This is a genomic window from Amycolatopsis sp. NPDC039088 (assembly GCF_055598845.1).
Map to the genome: position 1 here is coordinate 81028 of NZ_JBVKAE010000025.1, position 22469 is coordinate 103496.

The following is a 22469-nucleotide window of genomic DNA, read 5'->3' on the forward strand; positions in this document are numbered from 1 at the left end:
ATGTTCAATTCCTCCCTGTCCGAAGTGGACCCCGAGGTCGCCGCGGCCGTCGCCGCCGAACTCGACCGCCAGCAGTCGACCCTGGAAATGATCGCGTCGGAGAACTTCGCCCCGGTGGGCGTGCTCGAGGCGCAGGGTTCGGTGCTGACCAACAAGTACGCCGAGGGCTACCCCGGCCGCCGCTACTACGGCGGTTGCGAGCACGTCGACGTCATCGAGCAGCTGGCGATCGACCGCGCGAAGGCCCTGTTCGGCGCCGAGCACGCCAACGTCCAGCCGCATTCGGGCGCGCAGGCCAACGCCGCCGCCATGGTCGCCGTGCTCAACCCCGGCGACACCATCCTCGGTCTCGACCTCGCCCACGGCGGTCACCTGACCCATGGGATGAAGATCAACTTCTCCGGCAAGCTCTACAACGTCGTCGCCTACCATGTCGACAAAGAGACCGGCATCGTCGATGTCGCGGAGATCGAGCGGCTGGCCAAGGAGCACAAGCCGAAGCTGATCATCGCCGGCTGGTCGGCGTACCCGCGTCAGCTCGACTTCGCCGAGTTCCGCCGCATCGCCGACGAGGTCGGCGCGAAGGTCATGGTCGACATGGCGCACTTCGCCGGTCTCGTCGCCGCCGGGCTGCACCCGAGCCCCGTGCCGTACGCGGACATCGTCACCACGACCACGCACAAGACCCTCGGCGGCCCGCGCGGCGGCATCATCCTGTGCCGCCAGGAACTCGCCAAGAAGATCAACTCGGCGGTGTTCCCAGGCCAGCAGGGCGGCCCGCTGGAGCACGTCATCGCCGCCAAGGCCGTCGCGCTGAAGGTCGCCGCGAGCGAAGAGTTCCGCGAGCGTCAGCAGCGCGTGCTCGAAGGCGCGAAGATCCTGGCCGACCGCCTTTCGCGCACCGACTGCGCCGAAGCGGGCGTCCGCGTGCTGACCGGCGGCACCGACGTGCACCTGGTGCTCGTCGATCTGGTCAACTCCACTTTGGACGGTCAGCAGGCCGAGGACCGGCTGCATTCGGTCGGTATCACGGTCAACCGCAACGCCGTCCCGTTCGACCCGCGCCCGCCGATGGTCACCTCGGGCCTGCGGATCGGCACCCCGGCGCTCGCGACCCGCGGCTTCGGCGCCGAGGACTTCGCCGAGGTCGGCGACATCATCGCCGAGGCGTTGCGCCCCGACTTCGACGAGGATCTGCGCCAGTCGCTGTCCGCTCGCGTCGAACTGCTGGCGAAGAAGCACCCGCTGTACGCGGACCTCAACCGATGAGCGCGGTCCCCGAGGGGCGCAAACTTCTCCGGCTCGAAGTCCGCAACGCGCAGACTCCGATCGAGAAGAAGCCGTCGTGGATCAAGACCCGGGCGCGGATGGGTCCGGAGTTCACCGAGCTCAAGGGTCTGGTCAAGCGTGAAGGTCTTCACACCGTGTGCGAGGAAGCGGGCTGTCCCAACATTTACGAGTGCTGGGAGGATCGTGAGGCGACGTTCCTGATCGGTGGGGATCAGTGCACGCGGCGTTGTGATTTCTGTCAGATCGACACGGGTAAGCCTGCTGCGTTGGATCGGACTGAGCCGCGCAAGGTGGCGGAGTCGGTGCAGGCGATGGGGTTGCGGTATTCGACGGTGACCGGTGTCGCGCGCGATGACCTGGATGACGGTGGTGCGTGGTTGTATGCGGAGACCGTGCGTCAGATTCACGCGTTGAATCCCGGTACGGGTGTGGAGTTGTTGATTCCGGACTTCAACGCCGATCCTGATCAGTTGGCTGAGGTGTTCGGGTCGCGGCCGGAGGTGTTGGCGCACAACGTGGAGACGGTGCCGCGGATTTTCAAGCGGATTCGGCCTGGTTTCCGGTATGCGCGGTCGCTGGAGGTCATCACGAAGGCTCGTGAGGCCGGCCTGGTGACGAAGTCGAACCTCATCCTCGGTATGGGCGAGACCCCCGACGAGGTCGCGCCCGCGATGAAGGATCTGGTCGACGCGGGCTGCGAGATCTTGACGATCACCCAGTACCTGCGGCCCTCACCCCGGCATCATCCGGTGGACCGCTGGGTCAAGCCCGAGGAGTTCGTCGAGCACTCCAACGCCGCCGAGGCGATGAGTTTCGCCGGTGTGATGGCCGGACCGTTGGTGCGGTCGTCGTACCGGGCGGGGCGGTTGTTCGCGCAGACCAAGGCTCACCGCGGCGAGCCGCTGTCGGAGAACCTCGCACACCTGGCCGCCGAAGGCCCCGCAGCACAGGAAGCCAGCTCACTGCTGGCCAGATAGGAAGGAGGGCAGATCAATGGCGATCAGCGTCTTCGACCTGTTTTCGATCGGCATAGGCCCCTCCAGCTCCCATACGGTGGGCCCGATGCGGGCGGCGTTGACCTTTGTGGACGGTCTGGCCGCCGACGGCGACCTGACGGCCACGACCCGCGTCCAGTCGGAGCTTTTCGGTTCGCTGGGCGCGACCGGGTTCGGGCACGGCAGTGACAAGGCCGTCCTGCTCGGGCTTTCCGGGGAGCGTCCGGAGGAGATCGACACCGGCACGGTGCCGGGCAAGATCGCCGGGATCCGGGAATCGGGCAGGCTGCGGGTGCGGGGCGAGCACGAGATCGTGTTCGTCGAGGACACCGACCTCACCATGCACCGGCGGAAGTCGTTGCCGGCGCATCCGAACGGGATGATCTTCCGCGCGTTCGACGGTGACGGGAAGGTGCTGCGCGAGCGCACCTACTACTCCGTCGGCGGCGGCTTCGTCCGCGACGAGTCCTACGAGACCGACACCGTCGTCGTCGAGGACTCGACCCGGCTGGAATTCCCGTTCCGCACCGGCGCGGATCTGCTGAAGCACTGCGCGGACACCGGGCTGCCGATCAGCGAGATCATGCTGCGCAACGAACTCTCCTGGCGCACGCGCGAGGAGGTCCGTGAAGGCCTGCTGGAGATCTGGCAGGTCATGGTGGAGTGCGTGCGCAACGGCTGCGAGCACGAAGGCGTCCTGCCAGGCGGGCTGAAGGTGCCGCGCAGGGCGAAGGCGTTGCACGAGAAGCTGCTCGCCGAAGACGGCGTCGGCGATCCGCTGTACGCCATGGACTGGGTGAGCCTGTACGCGCTGGCGGTCAACGAGGAGAACGCCGCGGGCGGCCGTGTCGTCACGGCCCCGACCAACGGCGCCGCCGGGATCATCCCCGCCGTTCTGCATTACTACCAGCGGTTCATCCGCGGGTCGTCGGACGACGGCATCGTGACGTTCATGCTCACCGCGGGCGCGATCGGCTCGATCCTCAAGCAGACGGGTTCGATCTCCGGTGCCGAAGTCGGTTGCCAGGGCGAGGTCGGTTCGGCCAGCGCGATGGCCGCCGCCGCGCTCACCGAGGTCCTCGGCGGCTCGCCCGCGCAGGTGGAGAACGCCGCCGAGATCGGCGTCGAACACCACCTGGGGCTGACCTGCGACCCGGTCGGCGGGCTGGTGCAGATCCCGTGCATCGAGCGCAACGCCGTCGGCGCGTCCAAGGCGATCCACGCCGCGCGGATGGCGATGCGCGGCGACGGTTCGCATGTCGTGACGCTGGACAAGGCGATCAAGACCATGCGAGAGACCGGAGCCGACATGAGCGTGAAGTACAAGGAGACCGCGCGCGGCGGCCTCGCCGTCAACGTCATCGAGTGCTGACCTCTCGCATTTAGTCCTCTGGATGCGGTCCATGCGTGTGCAACTACCGCATCCAGAGGACGAAACGCGGGCGGCCTAAACTCGGGGAGTGGAGTCGAGCACGGTCGTGAACGCGGGTGACGCGCTGTTCCGCCCGGTGCGCGCGGGCAACGCCTTCGAGGAGACCGTCGAAAGGCTGCTCCAGGCGATCCGGCTCGGCGTGGTGGGCGCGGGGGAGCGGCTGCCTTCGGAACGGGAACTCGCCGACCGGCTGGGCGTCAGCCGGGTGACGCTGCGGGAAGCGATCCGCGCGCTGGCCGACGCCGGCTACGTCGAATCGCGGCGCGGGCGTTATGGCGGCACGTTCGTCAACGACGTCCTGCCCGATCCACCCGCCGCCGACGGGCGGAAGGTCGACAACGCCACCTTGGAGGACGCGCTCGGCCTGCGGCACGTCCTGGAGACGGGTGCCGCCGAGATGGCGGCGTCGCGTTCCCTCACCCCGGCCGACCGCCAGCACCTGACCGGCACCCTCGCCGAGGCCGCCGCGGCCGACCTCGGCGATTACCGGCGCAAGGATTCGCGGCTGCATCTCGCGATCGCCGAGGTCACCGCGTCCGGCTCGCTGACAACGGCGATGGCCGACGCGCGGACGCGGGTCAATCAGCTGCTCGACATGATCCCGCTGCTCGAACCGAACCTCGAGCACTCCAACGCCCAGCACGAGGCCATCGTCGACGCGATCCTCGCCGGGGATCCCGAGGCGGCTCGCCAGGCGATGACCGAGCACGTCGAAGGCACCGCTTCGCTGCTTCGCGCCTTCCTCGCCTGACCTCTTTCCGGGCACCCCACCCCGCGTTTCGTCCTCTAAATGCGGTAGTTGGCATCGCGAACCACCGCATTTAGAGGACGAAATGCGGGAGTCAAGCCACGATCTGGTGATTTTCCCACAACCTTTTCCCTCGGTCGGCCGTCTTAGCCTGCGTGGAAAACCCGGATGACGAAACCGCACCCGAGTCGGAAACCACGGCAACCCCGGCGCCGGAAGGGAAGAAACGCAGGTGGCGCCGGATCGCCGCCTGGACGTTCGGCCTCCTGATCGGCATCCCGGTCGTCGCGTTCGGGATCGCGTACGTCCTGCTCGACGTCCGCAGCCCCCAGGAGGTGCTCGCGGACCTCGACAAGACCGTCGTCCTGCAGAACGCCGACGGTTCCGAACTGCTCAAGGTGGTCCCGCCCGGCGGAGACCGGCTGTTCGTGCCCTACGACGCCATCCCGCCGAAGCTGCGCGACGCGATCGTCGCGACCGAGGACCCGACCTTCTGGGACAACGAGGGCTTCGACCTCACCGGACTCGGCCGCGCGCTGGTGACCGGTGTCGGCGGTGGCTCGGGCATCACCCAGCAGTACATCAAGAAGTCCACCGGCAATGAGGACGCCACCCTCACCCGCAAGTTCTCCGAACTGGTGCTCGCCACGAAGATCACCCAGCAGCAGACCAAGAAGGAGATCTTCGAGAGCTACGTCAACATCATCTCGTTCGGCCGCGGCACCTACGGCCCGGCGTCGGCGATGAACGCCTACTTCGGCCGCAAACTCGACGACTCGATGACGTGGAGCGAGGCGGCCTTCCTCGCCGGGATGATCCAGTCGCCCTCGGTGCACGACCCGTACGCCTCCACCCACGAGCACGCCATGAAGCGCTGGTCGTACGTGGTGAACAAGCTGGTCGCCCGCGGTTACGTCAGCCAGGCCGAAGCGGTCACGATGACCTATCCGGAGGACGCCGTCCAGGCGCCCTCGGAGACCCGCGCCGGCCGCGTCACCTACGAGAAGTACCACATCAAGCAGCAGGTCCTCGCCGAGTTGGAACAAGTGGGCTTCCCGCTGGACCGGCTCCGCGGCGGCGCGATGAAGGTCGAGACGACCATCGACCCGCGTGCGCAGGCCTCGGCCGAGAAGGTGGTCAAGGAGCGGCTGCAGGGGCAGCCGGAACACTTCCGTGCCTCGCTGGTCGCGGTCGAACCCGGGACCGGCGCCATCCGCGCGTACAACGGTGGCGGCTGGAGTGTGCACGACTACGCGGGCACGCCGTACGGCACCGGTTCGGCCTTCCATCCCTTCACTCTCGCCGCCGGACTCAGGCAGGGCGTCAACGTGGACGAACCGGTGAAACCGCCGCCCCAGGTCGATTTCCTCGGCGAGACCTTCAAATTCCAGGACCAGTGCGGTGAGGCCGGGAAGTGCACACTGCGCGACGCGCTCGCACGGGATGCCCAGGGACCGTTCGTCGACCTGGCGAAACGACTCGGCGCGGAAGCGGTCCGGAACGGCGCCCGCGCGGCGGGTATCCCGGAGGCCGTCGACGGCGCGGTGACCCTGCGCGAGAAGGACGGGTTCCTGATCGGACCCGGAATCGCGGTCGGCCGCTATCCCTTGCGGCCCAGCGACATGGCCGGTGCCTACGCGACGTTCGCCGCCGAGGGTATGCGCGCCACCCCGCATCTGGTGTCGAAGATCCGGGACGAGCACGGCGAGATCGTGTGGGAGCGGCCGCCGGACAAGGCGCCCGCGTTCGACGACGACGAGTCGCTGAGCCGCCGGATCGCCGGCACGATCAGCCGCGTGCTGATCACCGGTCTGCAGGGCCGCCCGGCGGCGTTGAAGACCGCCGACTTCCGGTTCAACGAAACCGACGACAACGCCAGTGGCTGGGCGGTCGGGTACACGCCGCAGCTTTCGACGGCGGTCTGGGTCGGCTCGGACGAACCACGCCGGATGCGGGACGCCGCCGGGGAGAAGCTGACCGGCAAGACCATCCCGGCCGAGATGTGGCAGCGCTTCATGAGCGGCTACCACCAGGGGCTTCCGGTGCGGTGGGCGGAACCCGCCGAGACGCAGGCGGCTCCGGCACCGACCCGGTGACTCAGGCGAGCACGGCGCCGGTGCCGGGTGGGTCAAGTTGGTCGTGGGGGGGGGGGGGGGGGGGGGGAGAAAAAAAAAAAAAAAAAAAAAAAAAAAAAAAAAAAAAAAAAAAAAAAAAACCCCCCCCCCCCCCCCCCCCCCCCCCCCCCCCCCCCCCCCCCCCCCCCCCCCCCCACCACCCGGGCTAGGACTTCACGAGCGCGATGGTCAGCCCGTCGTAACCCTTCGCGCCGACCGTCTGGAACGCCGTCGCGTCGACGCGTGGTTCGGTGGAGATCATCTCGTGCAGCCGCCGGATCCCCTGGATGTTCGGGTCTTCGCTGGCGGCGTTGGCCACCGCGCCGCCGCGGACGACGTTGTCGACCACGATCACGCCGCCGGGCCGGACGATTTTCAGCGACGCTTCGAAGTAGGCCGGGTTGTTGACCTTGTCGGCGTCGATGAACGCCAGATCGATCGGGCCCTCGACCGACGGCAGGAGGTCCAGCGCCTTGCCGACGCGAACGTCGACCAGCCCGCCGAGCCCGGCCGTGTCGATGTTCTCCCGCGCGACGGCGGCGTGCTTCGGATCGAACTCGAGCGTGACGAGTTTGCCTTGCGGCGGCAGGGCGCGCGCGAGCCAGATCGTGCTGTAGCCGCCGAGTGTGCCGATTTCCAGGATGGACCGCGCGCCGATCATCCTGGCCAGCAGGTTGAGCAGCTTCCCCTGGTTCGGCGCGACGGCGATCGAGGGGAGCCCGGCCTCTTCCGAGGCCTTCAGCGCGGCTTCGAGAGCGGGATCGGACGGGACGAGCACCCCGGACAGGTACTCGTCCACTTCGGACCACAGTTGCTGTGACATGGCACCTCCAACGCCAGCCTACTGGTTCTAGGACTGATGAGGCGGCGCGTTCCAGGATCTATAGACGAGTATCCTAGAACGAACCGCCTCTTTGTGATCGCCAGATCCAGGAACGACCTAGACGACTTAATTGGGTGTCAAACTACTTTAGATGAAAAGTACTGGGGGCTTCGAGGTATTGGCGAGCTTCTGCCCCTCTTCCTTTTACGGGAATGTAGAGAGTATTTTTACCCGAGGAATTTCGCCGCATAAAATCTCTCGATAGCAATTTTTCAATTACGCCTGGAACGAGCTGTTGTCTCACTTGATCAAGGCCTCGATAGAGCGCCTCTTCTTTTCTGCCGGATCCCGCCTGCGAATAGATCTTTTTGAGAATAGTGAGCGCAACCGCGTTTTCAGGGTCAATCGGCATGCGAAGGATTCCCGCAGTGGTCTGCGAATTAGTTGAAAATTCATCTACAATAGTAGACTCTGGTATTCTCCGCTGGAGCCAAGCTGGTATCGAAGCAAAACCATCAACGAAGCCGATCATGCAGTCCTGGAATGTTGGGCAGGCACCGGCGTCTGCAACATTGCTGAGATCGAGATGATTTATTAGGCAATCTCTAAAAGTAGTATTTGTGAGTAGGTTTCCGCCGTCCACCGACAGGTGCTCGATCAAAACACCGTCTACCATATAGCCACTTGCTTCGTTGTCATCGGGAAACATATCGTCGACAACGCGGACAAGGTCAAAAATGACCGCGTCGAGCCAGCCGCTGGCCTCTCGATGTTGCATGGCCGCTTGCAGGGCGCGCTTGGTGATTCCTTGCTGGCCTAGACTGTGGGCTGCTACTTCTACTGACAGATCATTTGCTGCTGTAACCCAACTGGCTGAGTTGGCGAGTGGATGCCTTTCATTCCTGAAGTCGATTGTATACGTTGCTAGATCCTCGCCATAAGCTGTGGACGCTATCGCTCTGTCTACAAAGACGCGTGAGTCGTCATGTGACGAGTCTTCTAGTAGTGCAAGCCCGGGCAGTCTCAAGAGTAGTTGGACACCTTCTTCATCCGGCCTGTAGCTGTTAACCTCGAGAAACGCCCGTTCCATGTCTGCCATCTTTACGGGGCCAAGGTCTCCGCCTCGCGAGCGGGCGAGGGTGGCGACCCGGGCGATTATCTGCTGGATCATTTCTGGCCGAACCGCGGAGAACATCTTTGCTTCGCGAGTGCATATGGACGCGAGCATCGAACGCCATGCTTCCGCTGGTGTTCTTGCTGCTTGTGTTGAATTCGGCTCAAGTGCGCCGAGGGAATGCAGGTAAGCTAGAAGAAGGGGGCGATTGGGGATCCATTCTGGAATGGCGAACTTATCACTTACCTTGGCCATGTACAATTTTAGTTGCTCGTCGGTGAAGTCCTCGATTCGATATCGCTGAGTCGCGTGCTCAAATCCGAGAGTTTCGAGCATTTCGGAATAAGACGAAAAATAATGGGATCGACCACAAATTAGGATACCTGCCTGCGGAGGTGCTTCCTGGATTAAGTTGCGAATTGCAGACAGTGCTTGCCAGCGTACCGACTTCAAGTCCGACACCCCGCCCATCCAGCGTGCGGGGGCAACTTCATCGAATCCATCAAGAAGGAGGGTGCATGCGCCGGAGCGCCATGCTGAAATGAGTCCGCGGTCTCCATTGAACCCGATTTCTTCGGAGTGGCGTCGAAGGATTTCTGCGGATGTTCGCAGGCCTACGCAATCTCGAAGGTTGATGTGTACCGGAAATAGATCTCTGGTGGCAGACTTTCGATATTTCTTTTTTAGGTCTTCGTATAGCTGCTTGAGTGCATAGCTTTTGCCTACTCCAAACTCGCCGCTGAGGAGGATTCGCTGTCCTGCTGCTACCTTCTCGCTCATTTCCGAGACTGATATTGCATTGCCGTCCGATGCGCGAAATTTCGGTGCCACTTCGGCCTTTAATGAAATTGTAGATGAAGTGTACGCAACACTTCCAAAGGGCGCGTCGTCGCGGCACCTCAGATAACCATCTGCATCGCATATGCGCTTCTTCAGGGTAGCGATACTTATTGCAAAGATTGGCACGCTGTACTTGCGTGATTCAGCTTCGACCGCTCCACGCTGGTCTGCTGTGGGCTCCTCTCGGGTGACAAACCATCCTTTAATCGCCTTGTATCTATTTTCTTGCAGTCGGCCGAGGCTTCTGACAATGTCGCGAAGTTTTTCGGCGTCCTTCTCGGCCTTTGCCTTATCGCGACGAGTTGTAAATTCAAATACTTGGATTGATTCGTCGTTGACGAAGACGGCGTCTCGTTCGCGTCCGTCGCGATTTGCGGATCCCTGCATTCCTAGGGGGTCGTAGATTGCGCGAGCGATCTCTAGTGCGCGGCTCTCAAAGTCCGCGCCGGTTTCAGAACTCAATTCAGCAGCACCAACCTCTCGGTGACGGGGTACTAGCTGACTCGTAAAATATCGGTCTGTCTGTTACGCAAAGTTATGAACGTGATGCAATCGAAGTCTCGGGCAGGGTTGTGTCAGCCGTGTCACCCGAGAGCGTCTGATGCAGTCTTAGCTGCCCTTGGTAGTCATTTGTATTCAATGTGTTCAATGTACTTCAATGCCACGCCACCTTGCTCTATCTGTCAGCTTGCTGGAGGTTGCTAACGTCAGCGGTTGTCATGGTGAGCTCGCCGTCGCACATCGTGATGCGCCTACTGTAAGGCTGGCTTCACCGCGATCAGGCGGCGCGGCGGCCGGCTTTCGGGATGACCAGCGGCGTCCCGGTCTCGGGGCACGGCATGACCCGGCACGGCAGTTCGAAGATCTTTTCGACGTTGTCGGCGGTCACGACCTCTTCGGGCGCTCCGGTCGCCAGGACCTCGCCGTCCCGCATCGCGATCATGTGCGTCGCGTACCGGGCCGCGTGGTTGAGGTCGTGCAGCACCGCGACCAGTGTGCGGCCCTGTTCCTGATGCAGCTGCGCGCACAGGTCGAGGATGTCCATCTGATGCGCGATGTCCAGATAGGTCGTCGGCTCGTCGAGCAGCAGGAGGTCGGTCTCCTGTGCGAGCGCCATCGCCATCCAGACGCGCTGCCGCTGGCCGCCGGACAGTTCGTCGACCAGCCGCTCGGCGAGGTCGTCGACGCCGGTGGCTCGCATGGACTCCGCGACCACGGTGGCGTCCTCACGGGACCACTGGCGCAGCAGCCGCTGGTGCGGGTACCGGCCGCGCGCGACTAGGTCGGCGACGGTGATGCCGTCGGGCGCGATCGAACTCTGCGGCAGCAGGCCGAGCCGCCGCGCGACCTCCTTGGCGGGGAACGAGCTGATCACCTGGCCGTCGAGGAACACCGAACCCTGCCGGGGTTTGAGCATCCGCGCGAGCGCGCGCAGCAGGGTCGTCTTCCCACAGGCGTTCGGGCCGACGATGACGGTGAACGACCGGTCGGGGATGACCACCCCGAGGTCTTCGGCCACGGTCCGGCCGTCGTAGGCGAGCGTCAGCGCGTCCGCGTGCAGGCGGGACGTCGTGCTCTGCTCGGTGAGGGTTTCCACGGTCTCCACGCAGGTTAGGCTAACCTAGGCGCTCGCCTTTGTGGTGTTCCGTAGGTCGCAGTCGGCTCACAACCTCCTCCGATGACATCATGAGGCGTGGAGGACTACCGGATAGTCGCGGACGAGATCTCCGCCGACATCGAGGCCGGGAGGCTGCGTCCGGGTGACCGGCTGCCGCCGCAGCGGAGGTTCGCCCGCGAACGCGGAATCGCGAATTCGACGGCCGCCAGGGTGTACGGCGAACTCGTCCGGAGAGGCGTCGTGGTCGGCGAGGTCGGCCGCGGCACGTTCGTCCGCGCCGCGAGGCCGCCGCTGGAGCCCGCGCTCGCCGAGCCTGGGGGCGCGCTGATCGACCTCGAACTCAACTTCGCCGTCCTCCCGGAGCAAACCGCGCTGGTCGGGAAGGCGCTGGAGCCGCTGCTGCGTGACGACGTCCTGTCGGCGGCGCTCCGCCCGGGAAGTGTCACCGGCTCGAAGCAGGCCAGGGACGCCGTTGCCGGGCTCTTCGCGAAGGACGGTTGGGAGCCGGAGGTCCTCTTCGCGGGTAGCGGCCGCGAGGCCATCGCGGCCGCCATCGCCGCCTTCGTGCCGATGGGGGAACGGCTCGCGGTCGAGGCGATCACGTATCCCGTGGTCAAAGCGCTCGCCGGACGGCTCGGCGCTCAGCTGGCCCCCATCGAGACCGATGACCAGGGCCTCGTACCCGAAGCGCTGGAAGCCGCGCACGCCGCCGCGCCCGTCCGCGCGCTCTACGTCCAGCCCACGCTGCACAACCCGCTGGGGTCCACAATGGACGAAGGACGGCGCGTCGCGCTGGCGGAAACCGTGCGACGGCTGGACATCCCGGTGATCGAGGACGGGATCTACACCTTCCTCCGGCCTGAGGTCCGTCCGTTCGCGACGTACGCGCCGGAACGCACGGTGTTCGCCGACAGCATGTCCAAACGGCTCGCGCCCGGGCTGACCACCGGTTTCCTCGCCGTCCCGGCGGAATGGACGGAGCGGCTCGCCGCGGCGGTGCGCTCGGGCGGCTGGGTCGCGCCCCGGTTCGCCGTCGAAGCCGCCACCCGGTGGATCACCGGCGGCACCCTGGAAACGGTCGAGCGGGCCAAACGACTCGACGCCGCCGAACGCCAGCGGGTGACGGCGGCCCGGCTGGCCGGGTTCACGCTGCGCGCGGATCCGCGGGCGTATCACTGCTGGTGGGAACTCCCCGAGCACTGGCGTGCCGAGACCTTCGTCGCCGCGGCCGCGCGGCGCGGGATCGCGGTCACTCCGGCGGCCGCGTTCGCCGTCGTCCCGGGGCACGCGCCGAACGCGGTGCGGCTCGCGGTGTCGTCGCCGCCCCTCGAGACGCTTTCGGCCGCCTTGGACGTCCTCTCCGGGCTCGCCACCGGCCGTCCCGAAGACGGCGGCGTCGACTGACGCGTCAGGGGCGCGGGCCGGGAGCCCACTTGCCGATGAAGCTGCCGCAGGTGACGGTCTGCCCGGTGAGCCGGGACCGCAGCGCGTTTTCCAGCCCCAGGTAGTCGAAGATCGGCGCGTCGGCCGCGACCTCGGCGGGCACCGGACCGCCCCTGGTCAGGGACGGCGTGCTCACGGTCTGGAACAGCACCAGGTAGTCGCCGTCGCGGTTGAGGTCGTCCGCGGTCGTGAACATCCGTTGTGGAGCGTCGGCGACGATCTCCAGCGGCAGCGGCCATTCCAGCGGGAACGGGTTGCGCAGGCCGAACGCGGGGTAGGCGAACGGGTTGTCGGGCAGGATCGCCGTGCGCGCCGCGGGGAACCGGGTGACGCAGTCCCGGATCTGGGCTACGTAGGTGAAAGTGCCGGGGTTGGTCCGGATGCCCCGCATCGATGGCGTCACCGTGCCGAGGTCACCGGTCAGCTTCTCGTGTGCCATGTCGAGGTACGCGGCTTCGTCGTGGTGCGCGACGACGGCCCAGCCCGACGCCAGCACCGCGACCAGCCCCATGGCCGTCGCGCCGGCGAGGCCGATCCCGCGGGACGGCGCGGGCATCGGCGGCAGCGCGTCGGCCAGCAGCAGGATCGCCGTCAGCGCCAGCGTTCCGGTGAACAGCGTCGGGGTGTCGTTCCCCCACGACAGACTCGTCATGAAGCCGGTCGCGAAGACCAGCGCGCCCATCCGCGGGAACCGCCGTGCCGCCACCCAGTTGACCAGCAGCGCGACCCCGAGGATCCACCAGAGGACGTCCGCCCAGCGGGACGCGCCGGTGAAGTGTCCATCCACGACGGTGCCGACCAGCACCGCCATGCCCGCCAGTAGCAGCAGCCGGGCGAGGACCGCGCCGGTGAGTCCGGCGCGGTCGCGGAAGATCGCGAGCAGAGCGAGAAGCACGCCCGCGATCGCGAAGAAGGTCAAGCCCCGTACCGGTGGCAGCATGAGGGTCTCGGGATTTTCCACCCACAGCCCGAGAAGCCGTTCACCGTACGCGGGAACGCCGCCGGTGAGCTGCTCGGCCATCGCGGCGAGCCCACCGTCGATCGTGACGATTCCGAGGTAGAAGAGAAGGAAAGCGCCGAGCGCCAGCAGATCCCATGCCAGCCGCCCCCACCAGCGCCCGGCGCGGAAAGCGCCATCCCGCGTCGACGGATGCGACAACAGCCAGACCAGCGCGATCACGGGCACCGGCGCGAAGCTCTGTTTGACGAACACCGCGGTCCCCAGCAGGACCAGCCCCAGTCGTCGTGGCCACGCCTTGCCGTTGCGCAGTCCCGAATCCAGCGCCCAGGCGCCGCAGGCGGTCAGGAAGATGCCGTCGATCGTGTGCCACGCCATCAGCGGGAAGGCGTTGAGGTTCACCAGCGAGGCGGCCGCCGTCAGCCCGGTGAGCCCCGGCCCCCAGTCGCGGACGCGGCGCCGGGTGACCAGCACGGCGAACGCGATGGTCGCCAGGATGATCTCCAGCATGCTGAGCACGCTGGAGACGAAGAACAACGGTCCCGGCAGGACGAAGTCGACGACATGCAGGTAGGCCGAACCCAGCGGCCGGGCGGAGATGATGTCGGAGTGCGGCACCTCGCCGTGCAGCACCCGCCACGCCTGGGCGAGGATGAAACCCTGGTCCGAGGGATGGAAACCGAAGCGCCCCACGCGCAGTTCGGTGGCGACGGCGAGCGCCAGAACCCAGGCCGCGTGCAGGGAAAGCCGCAGCACTGTCCTGGACGGACGCACCACCGCCGTATCCGGTCCGGTCGGCAGCGGGGGACTGGCGACTTCCACACTGCCCCTTCCCGGCTCGTCCCTACCTCGGCCCGTGCCCGCCGACCCCGGCGTATCGGAAACCGATGGTAGCGGCCGGGGGAGTCCCCCGATCGAGCCCGGCCGCGGGGAAGTCAGGGACGGCGGCGCCAGACCAGCCTGGTGACCGCGCCCGCGACCGACGCGAGCGGAGCCTTTTTGGGCAGGCCACGGGTTTCCGGGGCGGACTCCGGCATCGCGCGGTAAACGAGATGCGCGAAGAACCGGGTCGTCTTGGGTGCGACGAGGGTCACCAATTCGGCGGCCTTGCCTTCGGGCAGGTTCAAGATCTCCGGTCGTTCTTCGAGGGCTTTCACCACGAGACCGGCGGCGCGCTCGGGCGAACTCGCCGGCATGCCGCGGTAGGAGCCGGTCGGCGCGATCATGTCGGTGCGCACCAGCGGCATCCGCACGGAGGTGAAGGTGATCCCGTCGGAAAGCGTTTCCCGGCCGGCGGTCAGCCCGAACTCCTCCAGCGCCGCCTTCGACGCGAGGTAAGCGGAGAACCGCGGGGTGTCCGTCTGCAGTCCTTGCGTGGTCACGTTGACGACGTGGCCGAAGCCGCGTTCCGTCATCGACGGCAGCAGGCCGAGGATCAGCCGCACGGGGCCGAAGTAGTTGATCGCCATCGTGCGCTCGAAGTCGTGGAACCGTTCGGTGGACAGCGAAAGCGAGCGCCGGATCGAGCGGCCCGCGTTGTTGACCAGCATGTCGACCGCGCCGTGCGCGGCGAGCACGTCCTTGACCAGCGCGTCGACCGCGTCGCCGTCGGTGAGGTCGCACGGGTACGCGGACGCCTTCCCGCCCGCCGCGACGATCTGTTCGCGGACCTCTTCGAGTTGGTCGGCGCGCCTGGCCACGAGGATCACGTCGGCGCCCTTCGCGGCGACGGCCAGCGCGGACGCTCGCCCGATCCCCGAAGAGGCGCCGGTGATCAGCACCTTGCGGCCGTCGAGCGGTTCCGGTCCCGGACGGCGGCGGCCGCGATCGGGGTCGAGCTGCCCGAGCCAGTACCGGTAGAGCGGACCGGCGTACTCCTTCAACGGGGGCAAGGTGATTCCGCTGCCTTCGAGCGCCGCCGTGGTCGCGCTCGTGTCGAAGTCGACCTCCATGCTCAGATGCGGCAGGACTTCGAGCGGGATGCCGAGTTCCTTCAGCACCGCCGCGCGGGCGGAACGGCCGCCGGGGAGCCGGTCCACACCGGCCGCCGCGGACTTCGCCAGGCGGGTTCCGGCGCGCTTGAGCGCTCCGGACGGTCGCGGCGGAAGGACGGCGGAGATCTTCGGCGCGCCCGCGGCCCGCGCGAAGGCGTTGTAGACCTCGTGCAGTGGCTGGGGGCGCGGCGACGCGAGATGGTAGGTGCTGCCACTGGGCGCGTCGACGTGCATGAGGTGTTCCATCGCTTCGACGACGTAGTCGACCGGCACGATGTTCGTGGCGCCGAGATCCGGGGCGGCCAAAGGAAGGCGAAGGCGTAGTTTTTGTTGCAGCGCGGCGAGACGCGAGATCGCCGGGAGGAAGTAGTACGGGCCGTCGATCTTGTCCATTTCACCGGTGCGCGAATCACCGGCCACGGCGGACGGCCGGTACACGCGGAACGGCGTCTTCCCGTGCCGTCGCACGAGTTTCTCGGCCTCGAACTTCGTCGCGTGGTACGGCGACGCGAAGCTCTGGCCGAGGTCGAAGTCGGCTTCGGTGAAACGCCCGGCGTACTGCCCGGCGACCGCGATCGAAGAGACGTGGTGGAAGAGCCCGGTGTTCGCGGCGGCGGCGAACTCCAGGACGTTGCGGGTGCCGTCGACGTTGGCGGCGCGGTTGGCCGCCTCGTCCGCGGTGAGGTCGTAGATCGCGCCCAGGTGCACGACGTGGTCGAGGGGACCCACCTTGGCGGGGTCGATGCCCAGCGTGGGTTCGGTCAGATCGCCGGTGACGGGAACGAGCTTCTCGTGGCTCGGGAGCTTCCCGCGTGAGGTCTCCCTCACGAGAACGTGGACGGCTGCGGTCTCCGGTCGCCGCAGTAGGCGCGCGACCAGGCGTTTTCCCAGAAAGCCCGTCGCGCCCGTCACGAAGTAGGTGGTCATGGCCTGCTCCTTCCGAACGGAGCAGACTCTACCTACTCGGAAGTAGGAACGGTAGTTGTCATTCGTGGTGGTCCGGATGTTCCGCCACCGCGACCACGGCGTCGCGGAGCGCGGCGCGCAGGCGCCCCACGTCCAGCGGCCCGAGTACGGCGGCCTCTCCGGGTGGCGCCACGAGCACGATCTTGTCCGCGCTCACGAACACCGTCACGTCCCTGCGCCTGCCTGCCAGATCCCGGCAGCCGACCGACCATTCGTCGCGGGGTGCCAAGGTCCTCATCCTCCCGTTTCCCATGATCTCCCTTTCTCGTCCGAGGCTGGGACGGGGCGGTCCGAGGGGCGTGACGCGGATTACCCGACGTTCCTACTGATGGGTTAACCGATCCTTCGGATCGTGATCGACTTCCGGACCGGCTAGGCCGGACGGGCTGCCGTGTCCGGGCGGGGACGCCCGATCGGGAGTAGCGTCCGAAGAGAGCCTGCTCGGGAGGTCGTGAATGTCCGAACCCAGGAAGATCGTCATCGTCGGAGCCGGTCTCGCGGGAGCGACGGCCGCGGGAACGCTGCGAGAACGGGGCTACGCGGGCGAGATCCTGCTGCTCGGCACCGATACACATCGCCCGTACGAATTACCGGCGTTGTCCAAAGGACTTCTGATGGGCAAGGCCGACGAACCCGATTGGGTGCACGACGCGGGTTTCTACGAAGAGAAGGAGATCGCGCACAAGAGCGGGGCGACCGCGACCAGGATCGAACTCGGCGCGCGGCTCGTGACCGACGACGCGGGCGGCGAGCACCGGTTCGACCGGCTCGTGCTCGCGACCGGCTCCCGGCCGCGGTCGTTGCCGGTCCCCGGTGGTGACCTGCCGGGACTGCGGACCCTGCGCACCCTCGACGACGCGCTGGCGCTGCGTTCGGCGTTCAAGGACGCCGAACGGGTGGTGATCGTCGGTGCCGGCTGGATCGGGACCGAGGCCGCGGCCGCCGCCAGGGAACACGGTGCCGAGGTGACCGTGGTCGACCAGGTCGGCTCGCCGCTGCTCGCGGTACTGGGCGAACAAGTGTCCGGGGTGTTCAAAGACCTTCACACCGAACACGGCGTGAAGTGGCGGCTGGGTGAAGGCGTCGCCGAATTCACCGGCGGTCCGGACGGAGTGACCGGTGTCCGCCTGACGAGTGGTGACGAGCTTCCGGCCGACGTCGTCCTGGTGGCCGTCGGTGCGGCGCCGCGGATCGACCTCGCGCACGCCGCCGGACTGGAACTGTCCGACGACGGCGGTGTCTGCGCCGACGCCGGTTTGCGGACCGCCGCTCCCGACGTCTACGCGATCGGCGACATCGCCGCGCATTTCCATCCGCGCTACGGGAAACGCGTCCGCGTCGAGCACTGGTCGAACGCGAAATGGCAGGGCGAGCACGTCGCCGGGAACCTGCTCGGCGAGAACGAGCCGTACCTGAAGAGCCCATATTTCTTCTCGGACCAGTACGACCTGGGCTGCGAATATCGTGGTCTCGCCGATCCCGAAAGCGATGAACTCGTGGTGCGGGGCGATCTCGCGGCGCGGGACTTCACGGCGTTCTGGTTGCGCGACGGGCAGGTGACCGCCGCGATGAACGTCAACCAATGGGATGACGGGGACGCGTTGAAGGCCTTGGTCGACGGACGCGCGACGGTGACCGCGGACCAGTTGAGGACGGCTGATCTCAAGACCTTCGCTTGACCCCTCTGGATGCTTTCATAGCACGCGTGAGGCCAGAACTCGGCCGCTTAGACCTCCTGAGGGACCAAAGCCCGCGAAGACCGCGTCATGGTCCCGAAGGCCACCAGCGCGAGGACGCCGAACGCCGCCATCGTGATCCCCATCGGGACCGCGGTGCCCGCGCCGCCCAGTCCGACCAGCGGCGTCGCCAGCCCGCCGACGACGAACTGCAGCACACCCAGCAACGCCGACGCCGAACCGGCGGACCGTGCCTGTTCGGCGAGCGCCAGCGAACTCGCGTTCGGCGCCACCATGCCGATGCTCGACACCAGGACGAACAGCGGGATCAGGAGCCCGATGAGGCTCAGGTCCAGCGCCACCGCGGCCAGCACGCCGAAACCGGCGACCGCCGCGATGACGAGGCCGACGGTCAGCAGCGTCCGCTCCGGGAAGCGTCCGACGATTCGCCCGTTCAGCTGGCCGACGAGCACGATGCCGATGCCGTTGAGACCGAACACCAGGCTGTACGCCTGCGGGCTCAGGCCGTAGACGCCCTGGAGCGCGAAGGACGATCCGGAGATGTAGGCGAACAGGCTGCCGAACATCAGCCCGGAGGCGAGGGCGTAACCGAGGAAACCGCGATCGCGGAGCAGGCCGGCGTAGGTCCTCAGTACCGAGCCGAACCGGGCGGGTGTCCGGCGTTCCTCGGGGAGGGGTTCCGCCAGCAGGAAGAACACGACGGTGAGCAGGATCGCGCCGAACACGGTCAGGCAGATGAACACCCCGCGCCACGAGGTCCAGGTGAGGATCTGGCCGCCGATGATCGGTGCCAGGATCGGCGCGAGCCCGTTGACCAGCATGAGCAGCGAGAAGAACTTCGTCATCGCCGTGCCGGAGTAGAGGTCGCGCACGGTCGCCCTGGCGATGACGATGCCGGCCGCGGCACCGAAGGCCTGGACGGCGCGGGCGGCGATGAGCAGGTCGGCGCTCGGGGCGAAGGCGCACAGCAGCGATCCAACGATGTAGAGCGCGAGTCCCGCCACGAGCGGTTTGCGACGGCCGATCGCGTCGGACAGCGGTCCGAGGATCAGCTGGCCGAGGGCGAGGCCGATGATGAACGCGCTCAGCGTGAGCTGGACGGTCGCGTCCGCCGCGTGCAGTTCTCCCGCCATCTGCGGCAGCGCGGGCAGGTACATGTCGATGGACAGGGGCCCGAAGGCGGACAGGCCGCCGAGGATCAGGACGAACCGGGCGCGTCCGGTCGGTATCGGTCGCGCGATGGGTTCCGCCATTCGCTCGGGCGCGATGGTCATGCTCTTCCCTTCCCCAGTGATGGTTCCGCCGGGAACAACTTGCTTAGAGTAGGTAACTATTCCGACTGTGATTCATGGCACTCGGACCTGCGACGACTGATCGGATCACTTTTCCGAGCAAATCCGGATGACCTCTAGATCTGGGTCGAGGTCGTCGGGTATACATCGGATGTCTGTTTGTTGCTGTTGGAGCCGTTGATTCTTGGCGGTTCGGCCGGAAGGGAAAATCCGTGCAGCTGTTGCGTCTCGGGGAGCCGGGAAGTGAGCGTCCGTTCGTACGTGCCGGGGATGGCACGCTGCGCGACCTCGCGGGTCTGACCGCCGACATCGATGGCACCTTCTTCGCGGGCGACGGCGTCACCACGGTCGCGGCCGCGCTCGCCGCCGGTGAGGTGCCGGAAGCCGATGAGTCAGCGGCGCGCGCCAGGGTCGGCGCGCCGATCGCGCGGCCGGGCAAGGTCGTCTGCATCGGCCTCAACTACCGGCAGCACGCCGAAGAGTCCGGTGCCGCCGTGCCAGGTGAGCCGGTCGTCTTCATGAAGGCCCCCGACGTCGTCGTCGGCCCGGAAGACGACGTGCTCGTGCCGCGGAAGTCGACCAAGACCGACTGGGAGGTCGAGCTCGGCGTCGTCATCGGCAAGACCGCGCGCTACCTCGACAGCGTCGAAGAGGCCCTTGAGTACGTCGCCGGGTACACCGTCTCGAACGACGTGTCCGAGCGCGAGTTCCAGCTCGAACGCGGCGGCACGTGGGACAAGGGCAAGTCGTGCGAGAACTTCAACCCGCTCGGCCCGTGGCTGGTCACCGCCGACGAGGTGACCGATCCGCAGGCGCTCGGCCTGCGGCTGTGGGTCAACGGCGAGAAGAAACAGGACTCGTCCACCAAGGACATGATCTTCACGGTCGCCGAGATCGTGCACTATCTGAGCCAGTTCATGGTGCTGCGCCCCGGCGACCTCATCAACACCGGCACTCCGCAGGGGGTCGCGCTCGGTCAGCCGGACCCGAAGCCGTACCTGCGCGAGGGTGACGTCATCGAGCTCGAAATCGACGGCCTCGGGCGTCAGCGCCAGAACGTGAGGCAGGCATGATGGCGAAGATCGTGGGCATGGAGGTGCTCGACATCCGCTTCCCCACCTCGCGGGAGCTGGACGGCTCGGACGCCATGAACCCGGACCCGGACTACTCGGCCGCGTACGTCGTGTTACACACCGACGGCGGTCCTGATGGATACGGTCTCGCCTTTACCATCGGTCGCGGCAACGACGTCCAGGCCGCGGCGATCCGCGCGCTGGAACCCCACGTCGTCGGCCGCGAAGTACCCACCGGTGCGGCCGGGCTCGGCGAGCTGTCCCGCGCCTTGATCGGTGATTCGCAGCTGCGGTGGCTCGGCCCGGAGAAGGGGGTCGCGCATATGGCGATCGGCGCGGTGGTCAACGCCGCCTGGGATCTCGCCGCGCGCGTCGCCGGGCTCCCGGTCTGGCGTTTCGCCGCCGGGATGTCGCCGGAGGAGCTGGTCTCCCTCGTCGACTTCCGCTATCTGTCCGACGCGCTGACCGAACAGGAGGCGCTCGACATCCTGCGCGCCGCCGAACCCGGCCGTGCCGAGCGGATCGCTCGGATCGAGCGCGACGGATACCGCGCGTACAGCACGTCTCCCGGCTGGCTCGGTTACTCGGACACGAAGCTCGTCCGGCTCGCCGAACAGGCGGTCGCCGACGGTTTCGAGATGATCAAACTGAAGGTCGGCGGCAATCTGGAGGACGACGTCCGCCGGATGAAGCTCGCCCGCGAGACGGTCGGCCCGGACATCCGGGTCGCGGTCGACGCGAACCAGCGCTGGGACGTCGGGACCGCCGTCACCTGGATGACCGCGCTCGCGCCGTACGACCCGTACTGGATCGAGGAGCCGACGTCGCCGGACGACGTGCTCGGGCACGCCGCGATCGCCAAGGCGCTCGCCCCGATCCGCGTGGCGACCGGTGAGCACGTCCAGAATCGCGTGGTGTTCAAGCAGCTCCTGCAGGCGGGCGCGATCTCGGTACTGCAGCTGGACGCCGCCAGGGTCGGCGGGTTCAACGAGAACCTGGCGATCCTGTTGCTGGCCGCCAAGTTCGGCGTCCCGGTGTGCCCGCACGCCGGCGGGGTCGGGCTGTGCGAACTCGTGCGGCATCTGTCGATGTTCGACTTCGTGGCGGTGTCCGGCTCGGACACCGACCGGTCGATCGAGTGGGTCGACCACCTCCACGAGCACTTCACCGATCCGGCCGTCGTGGCGCGCGGACGGTATCTCGCCCCGTCCGCGCCCGGCTTCTCCGCGCGGATGCACGACGCGACATTGCGCCGGTTCACCTTCCCCGACGGTCCAGAATGGACGGAGACTGCCAGTGAGTGAGTTCGAAGGCCTCGTCGCCGCAGTCACCGGCGGCGCGTCCGGGATCGGCAGGGCCACCGCGGAGCTGCTCGCCTCCCGCGGGGCGACGGTCGCGGTGCTCGACCTGAAACCGGACGACCTTCCGGCAGGCCTCACCGGCTTCCGCTGCGACGTCGGTTCCGACGACGAAGTGCGCTCCGCGATCGACGCGGTGGCCGAGCGCTTCGGCAGGCTGGACATCCTGGTCAACAACGCCGGTATCGGTGCGCAAGGTGACGTCACCGCCAACGACGACGACGAATGGCACCGGGTGCTCGACATCAACGTCGTCGGCATGGTCCGGCTGGCACGGGCGGCGTTGCCACACCTGAAGAACTCCCCGTCGGCCGCGATCGTCAACACCTGCTCGATCGCCGCGTGGGCGGGGCTGCCCAACCGCGCGCTGTACTCGGCCAGCAAGGGCGCGGTGCTCTCGCTGACCCTGGCGATGGCGACCGATCATCTCGCCGACAAGATCCGGGTCAACTGTGTCTGCCCCGGCACCGCGGACACCCCGTGGGTCGGCAGGCTGCTCGACTCGGCGGGTGACCCGGAAGCCGAACGGGCCGCGCTGGCCGCCCGCCAGCCGATGGGCAGGCTGGTGACCGCGGACGAGGTCGCGAACGCGATCGTGTACCTCGCCAGTCCGCTGTCGGCTTCGACCACCGGCACGGCGCTCGCCGTCGACGGTGGGATGTACGGGCTGCGTCCGCGCGGCCCGGTCCAGCAGTAGCTCGATACTCCGGTTCC

The 22469-nt window shown here is 66.9% G+C and carries 17 protein-coding genes; 10 read left to right on the forward strand and 7 right to left on the reverse strand.

What is annotated here, in order from left to right; translation table 11 throughout:
* From glyA to ACZ7KI_RS28790, 5 genes are all read left to right on the forward strand, one after another.
* Nucleotides 1–1269 (forward strand): serine hydroxymethyltransferase, encoded by a 1269-nt coding sequence (gene glyA, locus ACZ7KI_RS28770; protein ID WP_470276187.1) that lies wholly within the window; start codon nucleotides 1–3, stop codon nucleotides 1267–1269.
* Nucleotides 1266–2267: a lipoyl synthase gene (gene lipA, locus ACZ7KI_RS28775; RefSeq protein ID WP_470276188.1), complete on the forward strand. Its 1002-nt coding sequence runs from the start codon at nucleotides 1266–1268 to the stop codon at nucleotides 2265–2267. The genes glyA and lipA overlap by 4 nt, the downstream gene beginning before the upstream one ends.
* Nucleotides 2268–2283: 16 nt before the next feature.
* Nucleotides 2284–3657, forward strand: a complete 1374-nt coding sequence (locus ACZ7KI_RS28780) for an L-serine ammonia-lyase (protein ID WP_470276189.1) — start codon at nucleotides 2284–2286, stop codon at nucleotides 3655–3657.
* Between the two features lie 88 nt (nucleotides 3658–3745).
* Nucleotides 3746–4468, forward strand: a complete 723-nt coding sequence (locus tag ACZ7KI_RS28785; protein WP_470276190.1) for a FadR/GntR family transcriptional regulator — start codon at nucleotides 3746–3748, stop codon at nucleotides 4466–4468.
* Between the two features lie 152 nt (nucleotides 4469–4620).
* The gene (locus tag ACZ7KI_RS28790; RefSeq protein WP_470276191.1) at nucleotides 4621–6561 is read left to right on the forward strand and encodes a transglycosylase domain-containing protein; all 1941 of its coding nucleotides are present in this window, start codon (nucleotides 4621–4623) and stop codon (nucleotides 6559–6561) included.
* A gap of 184 nt (nucleotides 6562–6745) precedes the next feature.
* Here ACZ7KI_RS28790 and ACZ7KI_RS28795 read toward each other — a convergent pair whose 3' ends face one another.
* The 3 genes from ACZ7KI_RS28795 to ACZ7KI_RS28805 all read right to left on the reverse strand — a co-directional run bounded on the left by ACZ7KI_RS28795 (nucleotide 6746) and on the right by ACZ7KI_RS28805 (nucleotide 10962).
* Nucleotides 6746–7402, reverse strand: a complete 657-nt coding sequence (locus ACZ7KI_RS28795; RefSeq protein ID WP_465504465.1) for an O-methyltransferase — start codon at nucleotides 7400–7402, stop codon at nucleotides 6746–6748.
* Nucleotides 7403–7544: 142 nt separating this feature from the next.
* Complete coding sequence (locus ACZ7KI_RS28800) at nucleotides 7545–9818, reverse strand: NACHT domain-containing protein (protein ID WP_470276192.1); 2274 nt, start codon at nucleotides 9816–9818, stop codon at nucleotides 7545–7547.
* A 316-nt stretch (nucleotides 9819–10134) separates the two neighbouring features.
* Nucleotides 10135–10962: an ABC transporter ATP-binding protein gene (locus ACZ7KI_RS28805; protein WP_465504466.1), complete on the reverse strand. Its 828-nt coding sequence runs from the start codon at nucleotides 10960–10962 to the stop codon at nucleotides 10135–10137.
* A gap of 87 nt (nucleotides 10963–11049) precedes the next feature.
* Here ACZ7KI_RS28805 and ACZ7KI_RS28810 point away from each other — a divergent pair, with 87 nt between their 5' ends.
* The gene (locus ACZ7KI_RS28810) at nucleotides 11050–12378 is read left to right on the forward strand and encodes an aminotransferase-like domain-containing protein (RefSeq protein WP_470276193.1); all 1329 of its coding nucleotides are present in this window, start codon (nucleotides 11050–11052) and stop codon (nucleotides 12376–12378) included.
* 4 nt (nucleotides 12379–12382) lie between these two features.
* Here the strand turns inward: ACZ7KI_RS28810 and ACZ7KI_RS28815 are convergent, their stop codons facing one another.
* The 3 genes from ACZ7KI_RS28815 to ACZ7KI_RS28825 form a co-directional block, all read right to left on the reverse strand.
* Nucleotides 12383–14197, reverse strand: a complete 1815-nt coding sequence (locus ACZ7KI_RS28815; protein WP_470276194.1) for a hypothetical protein — start codon at nucleotides 14195–14197, stop codon at nucleotides 12383–12385.
* A gap of 113 nt (nucleotides 14198–14310) precedes the next feature.
* Nucleotides 14311–16296, reverse strand: a complete 1986-nt coding sequence (locus ACZ7KI_RS28820) for an SDR family oxidoreductase (protein ID WP_470276195.1) — start codon at nucleotides 16294–16296, stop codon at nucleotides 14311–14313.
* 58 nt (nucleotides 16297–16354) lie between these two features.
* Nucleotides 16355–16573 (reverse strand): hypothetical protein, encoded by a 219-nt coding sequence (locus ACZ7KI_RS28825; RefSeq protein ID WP_037303652.1) that lies wholly within the window; start codon nucleotides 16571–16573, stop codon nucleotides 16355–16357.
* A gap of 217 nt (nucleotides 16574–16790) precedes the next feature.
* Here ACZ7KI_RS28825 and ACZ7KI_RS28830 point away from each other — a divergent pair, with 217 nt between their 5' ends.
* Nucleotides 16791–18014, forward strand: coding sequence for an NAD(P)/FAD-dependent oxidoreductase (locus ACZ7KI_RS28830; protein ID WP_470276196.1), 1224 nt, complete (start codon nucleotides 16791–16793; stop codon nucleotides 18012–18014).
* Between the two features lie 47 nt (nucleotides 18015–18061).
* Here ACZ7KI_RS28830 and ACZ7KI_RS28835 read toward each other — a convergent pair whose 3' ends face one another.
* On the reverse strand, nucleotides 18062–19306 hold the full coding sequence (locus ACZ7KI_RS28835) for a Bcr/CflA family multidrug efflux MFS transporter (protein WP_470276197.1): 1245 nt from the start codon (nucleotides 19304–19306) through the stop codon (nucleotides 18062–18064).
* A 230-nt stretch (nucleotides 19307–19536) separates the two neighbouring features.
* Here ACZ7KI_RS28835 and ACZ7KI_RS28840 point away from each other — a divergent pair, with 230 nt between their 5' ends.
* From ACZ7KI_RS28840 to ACZ7KI_RS28850, 3 genes are read left to right on the forward strand one after another with little or no spacing between them, the layout of a single operon-like run.
* Complete coding sequence (locus tag ACZ7KI_RS28840) at nucleotides 19537–20397, forward strand: fumarylacetoacetate hydrolase family protein (protein WP_470276198.1); 861 nt, start codon at nucleotides 19537–19539, stop codon at nucleotides 20395–20397.
* Nucleotides 20397–21701 carry an enolase C-terminal domain-like protein gene (locus tag ACZ7KI_RS28845; RefSeq protein ID WP_470276250.1) on the forward strand — a complete coding sequence of 435 codons (1305 nt, stop codon included), beginning with the start codon at nucleotides 20397–20399 and terminating at the stop codon, nucleotides 21699–21701. Before ACZ7KI_RS28840 ends, ACZ7KI_RS28845 begins: the two co-directional genes overlap by 1 nt.
* Complete coding sequence (locus ACZ7KI_RS28850) at nucleotides 21694–22452, forward strand: SDR family NAD(P)-dependent oxidoreductase (protein WP_470276199.1); 759 nt, start codon at nucleotides 21694–21696, stop codon at nucleotides 22450–22452. Before ACZ7KI_RS28845 ends, ACZ7KI_RS28850 begins: the two co-directional genes overlap by 8 nt.
* Nucleotides 22453–22469 lie beyond the last annotated feature (17 nt).

Excerpts from the sequence above, each read along its gene's own strand:
- ACZ7KI_RS28825 (WP_037303652.1), bottom strand. The coding sequence starts at position 16,573 with ATGAGGACCTTGGCACCCCGCGACGAATGGTCGGTCGGCTGCCGGGAT.
- ACZ7KI_RS28795 (WP_465504465.1), bottom strand. The coding sequence starts at position 7,402 with ATGTCACAGCAACTGTGGTCCGAAGTGGACGAGTACCTGTCCGGGGTG.
- ACZ7KI_RS28835 (WP_470276197.1), bottom strand. The coding sequence starts at position 19,306 with ATGACCATCGCGCCCGAGCGAATGGCGGAACCCATCGCGCGACCGATA.
- ACZ7KI_RS28845 (WP_470276250.1), top strand. The coding sequence starts at position 20,397 with ATGGCGAAGATCGTGGGCATGGAGGTGCTCGACATCCGCTTCCCCACC.
- glyA (WP_470276187.1), top strand. The coding sequence starts at position 1 with ATGTTCAATTCCTCCCTGTCCGAAGTGGACCCCGAGGTCGCCGCGGCC.
- ACZ7KI_RS28780 (WP_470276189.1), top strand. The coding sequence starts at position 2,284 with ATGGCGATCAGCGTCTTCGACCTGTTTTCGATCGGCATAGGCCCCTCC.
- ACZ7KI_RS28820 (WP_470276195.1), bottom strand. The coding sequence starts at position 16,296 with ATGACCACCTACTTCGTGACGGGCGCGACGGGCTTTCTGGGAAAACGC.
- ACZ7KI_RS28830 (WP_470276196.1), top strand. The coding sequence starts at position 16,791 with ATGTCCGAACCCAGGAAGATCGTCATCGTCGGAGCCGGTCTCGCGGGA.
- lipA (WP_470276188.1), top strand. The coding sequence starts at position 1,266 with ATGAGCGCGGTCCCCGAGGGGCGCAAACTTCTCCGGCTCGAAGTCCGC.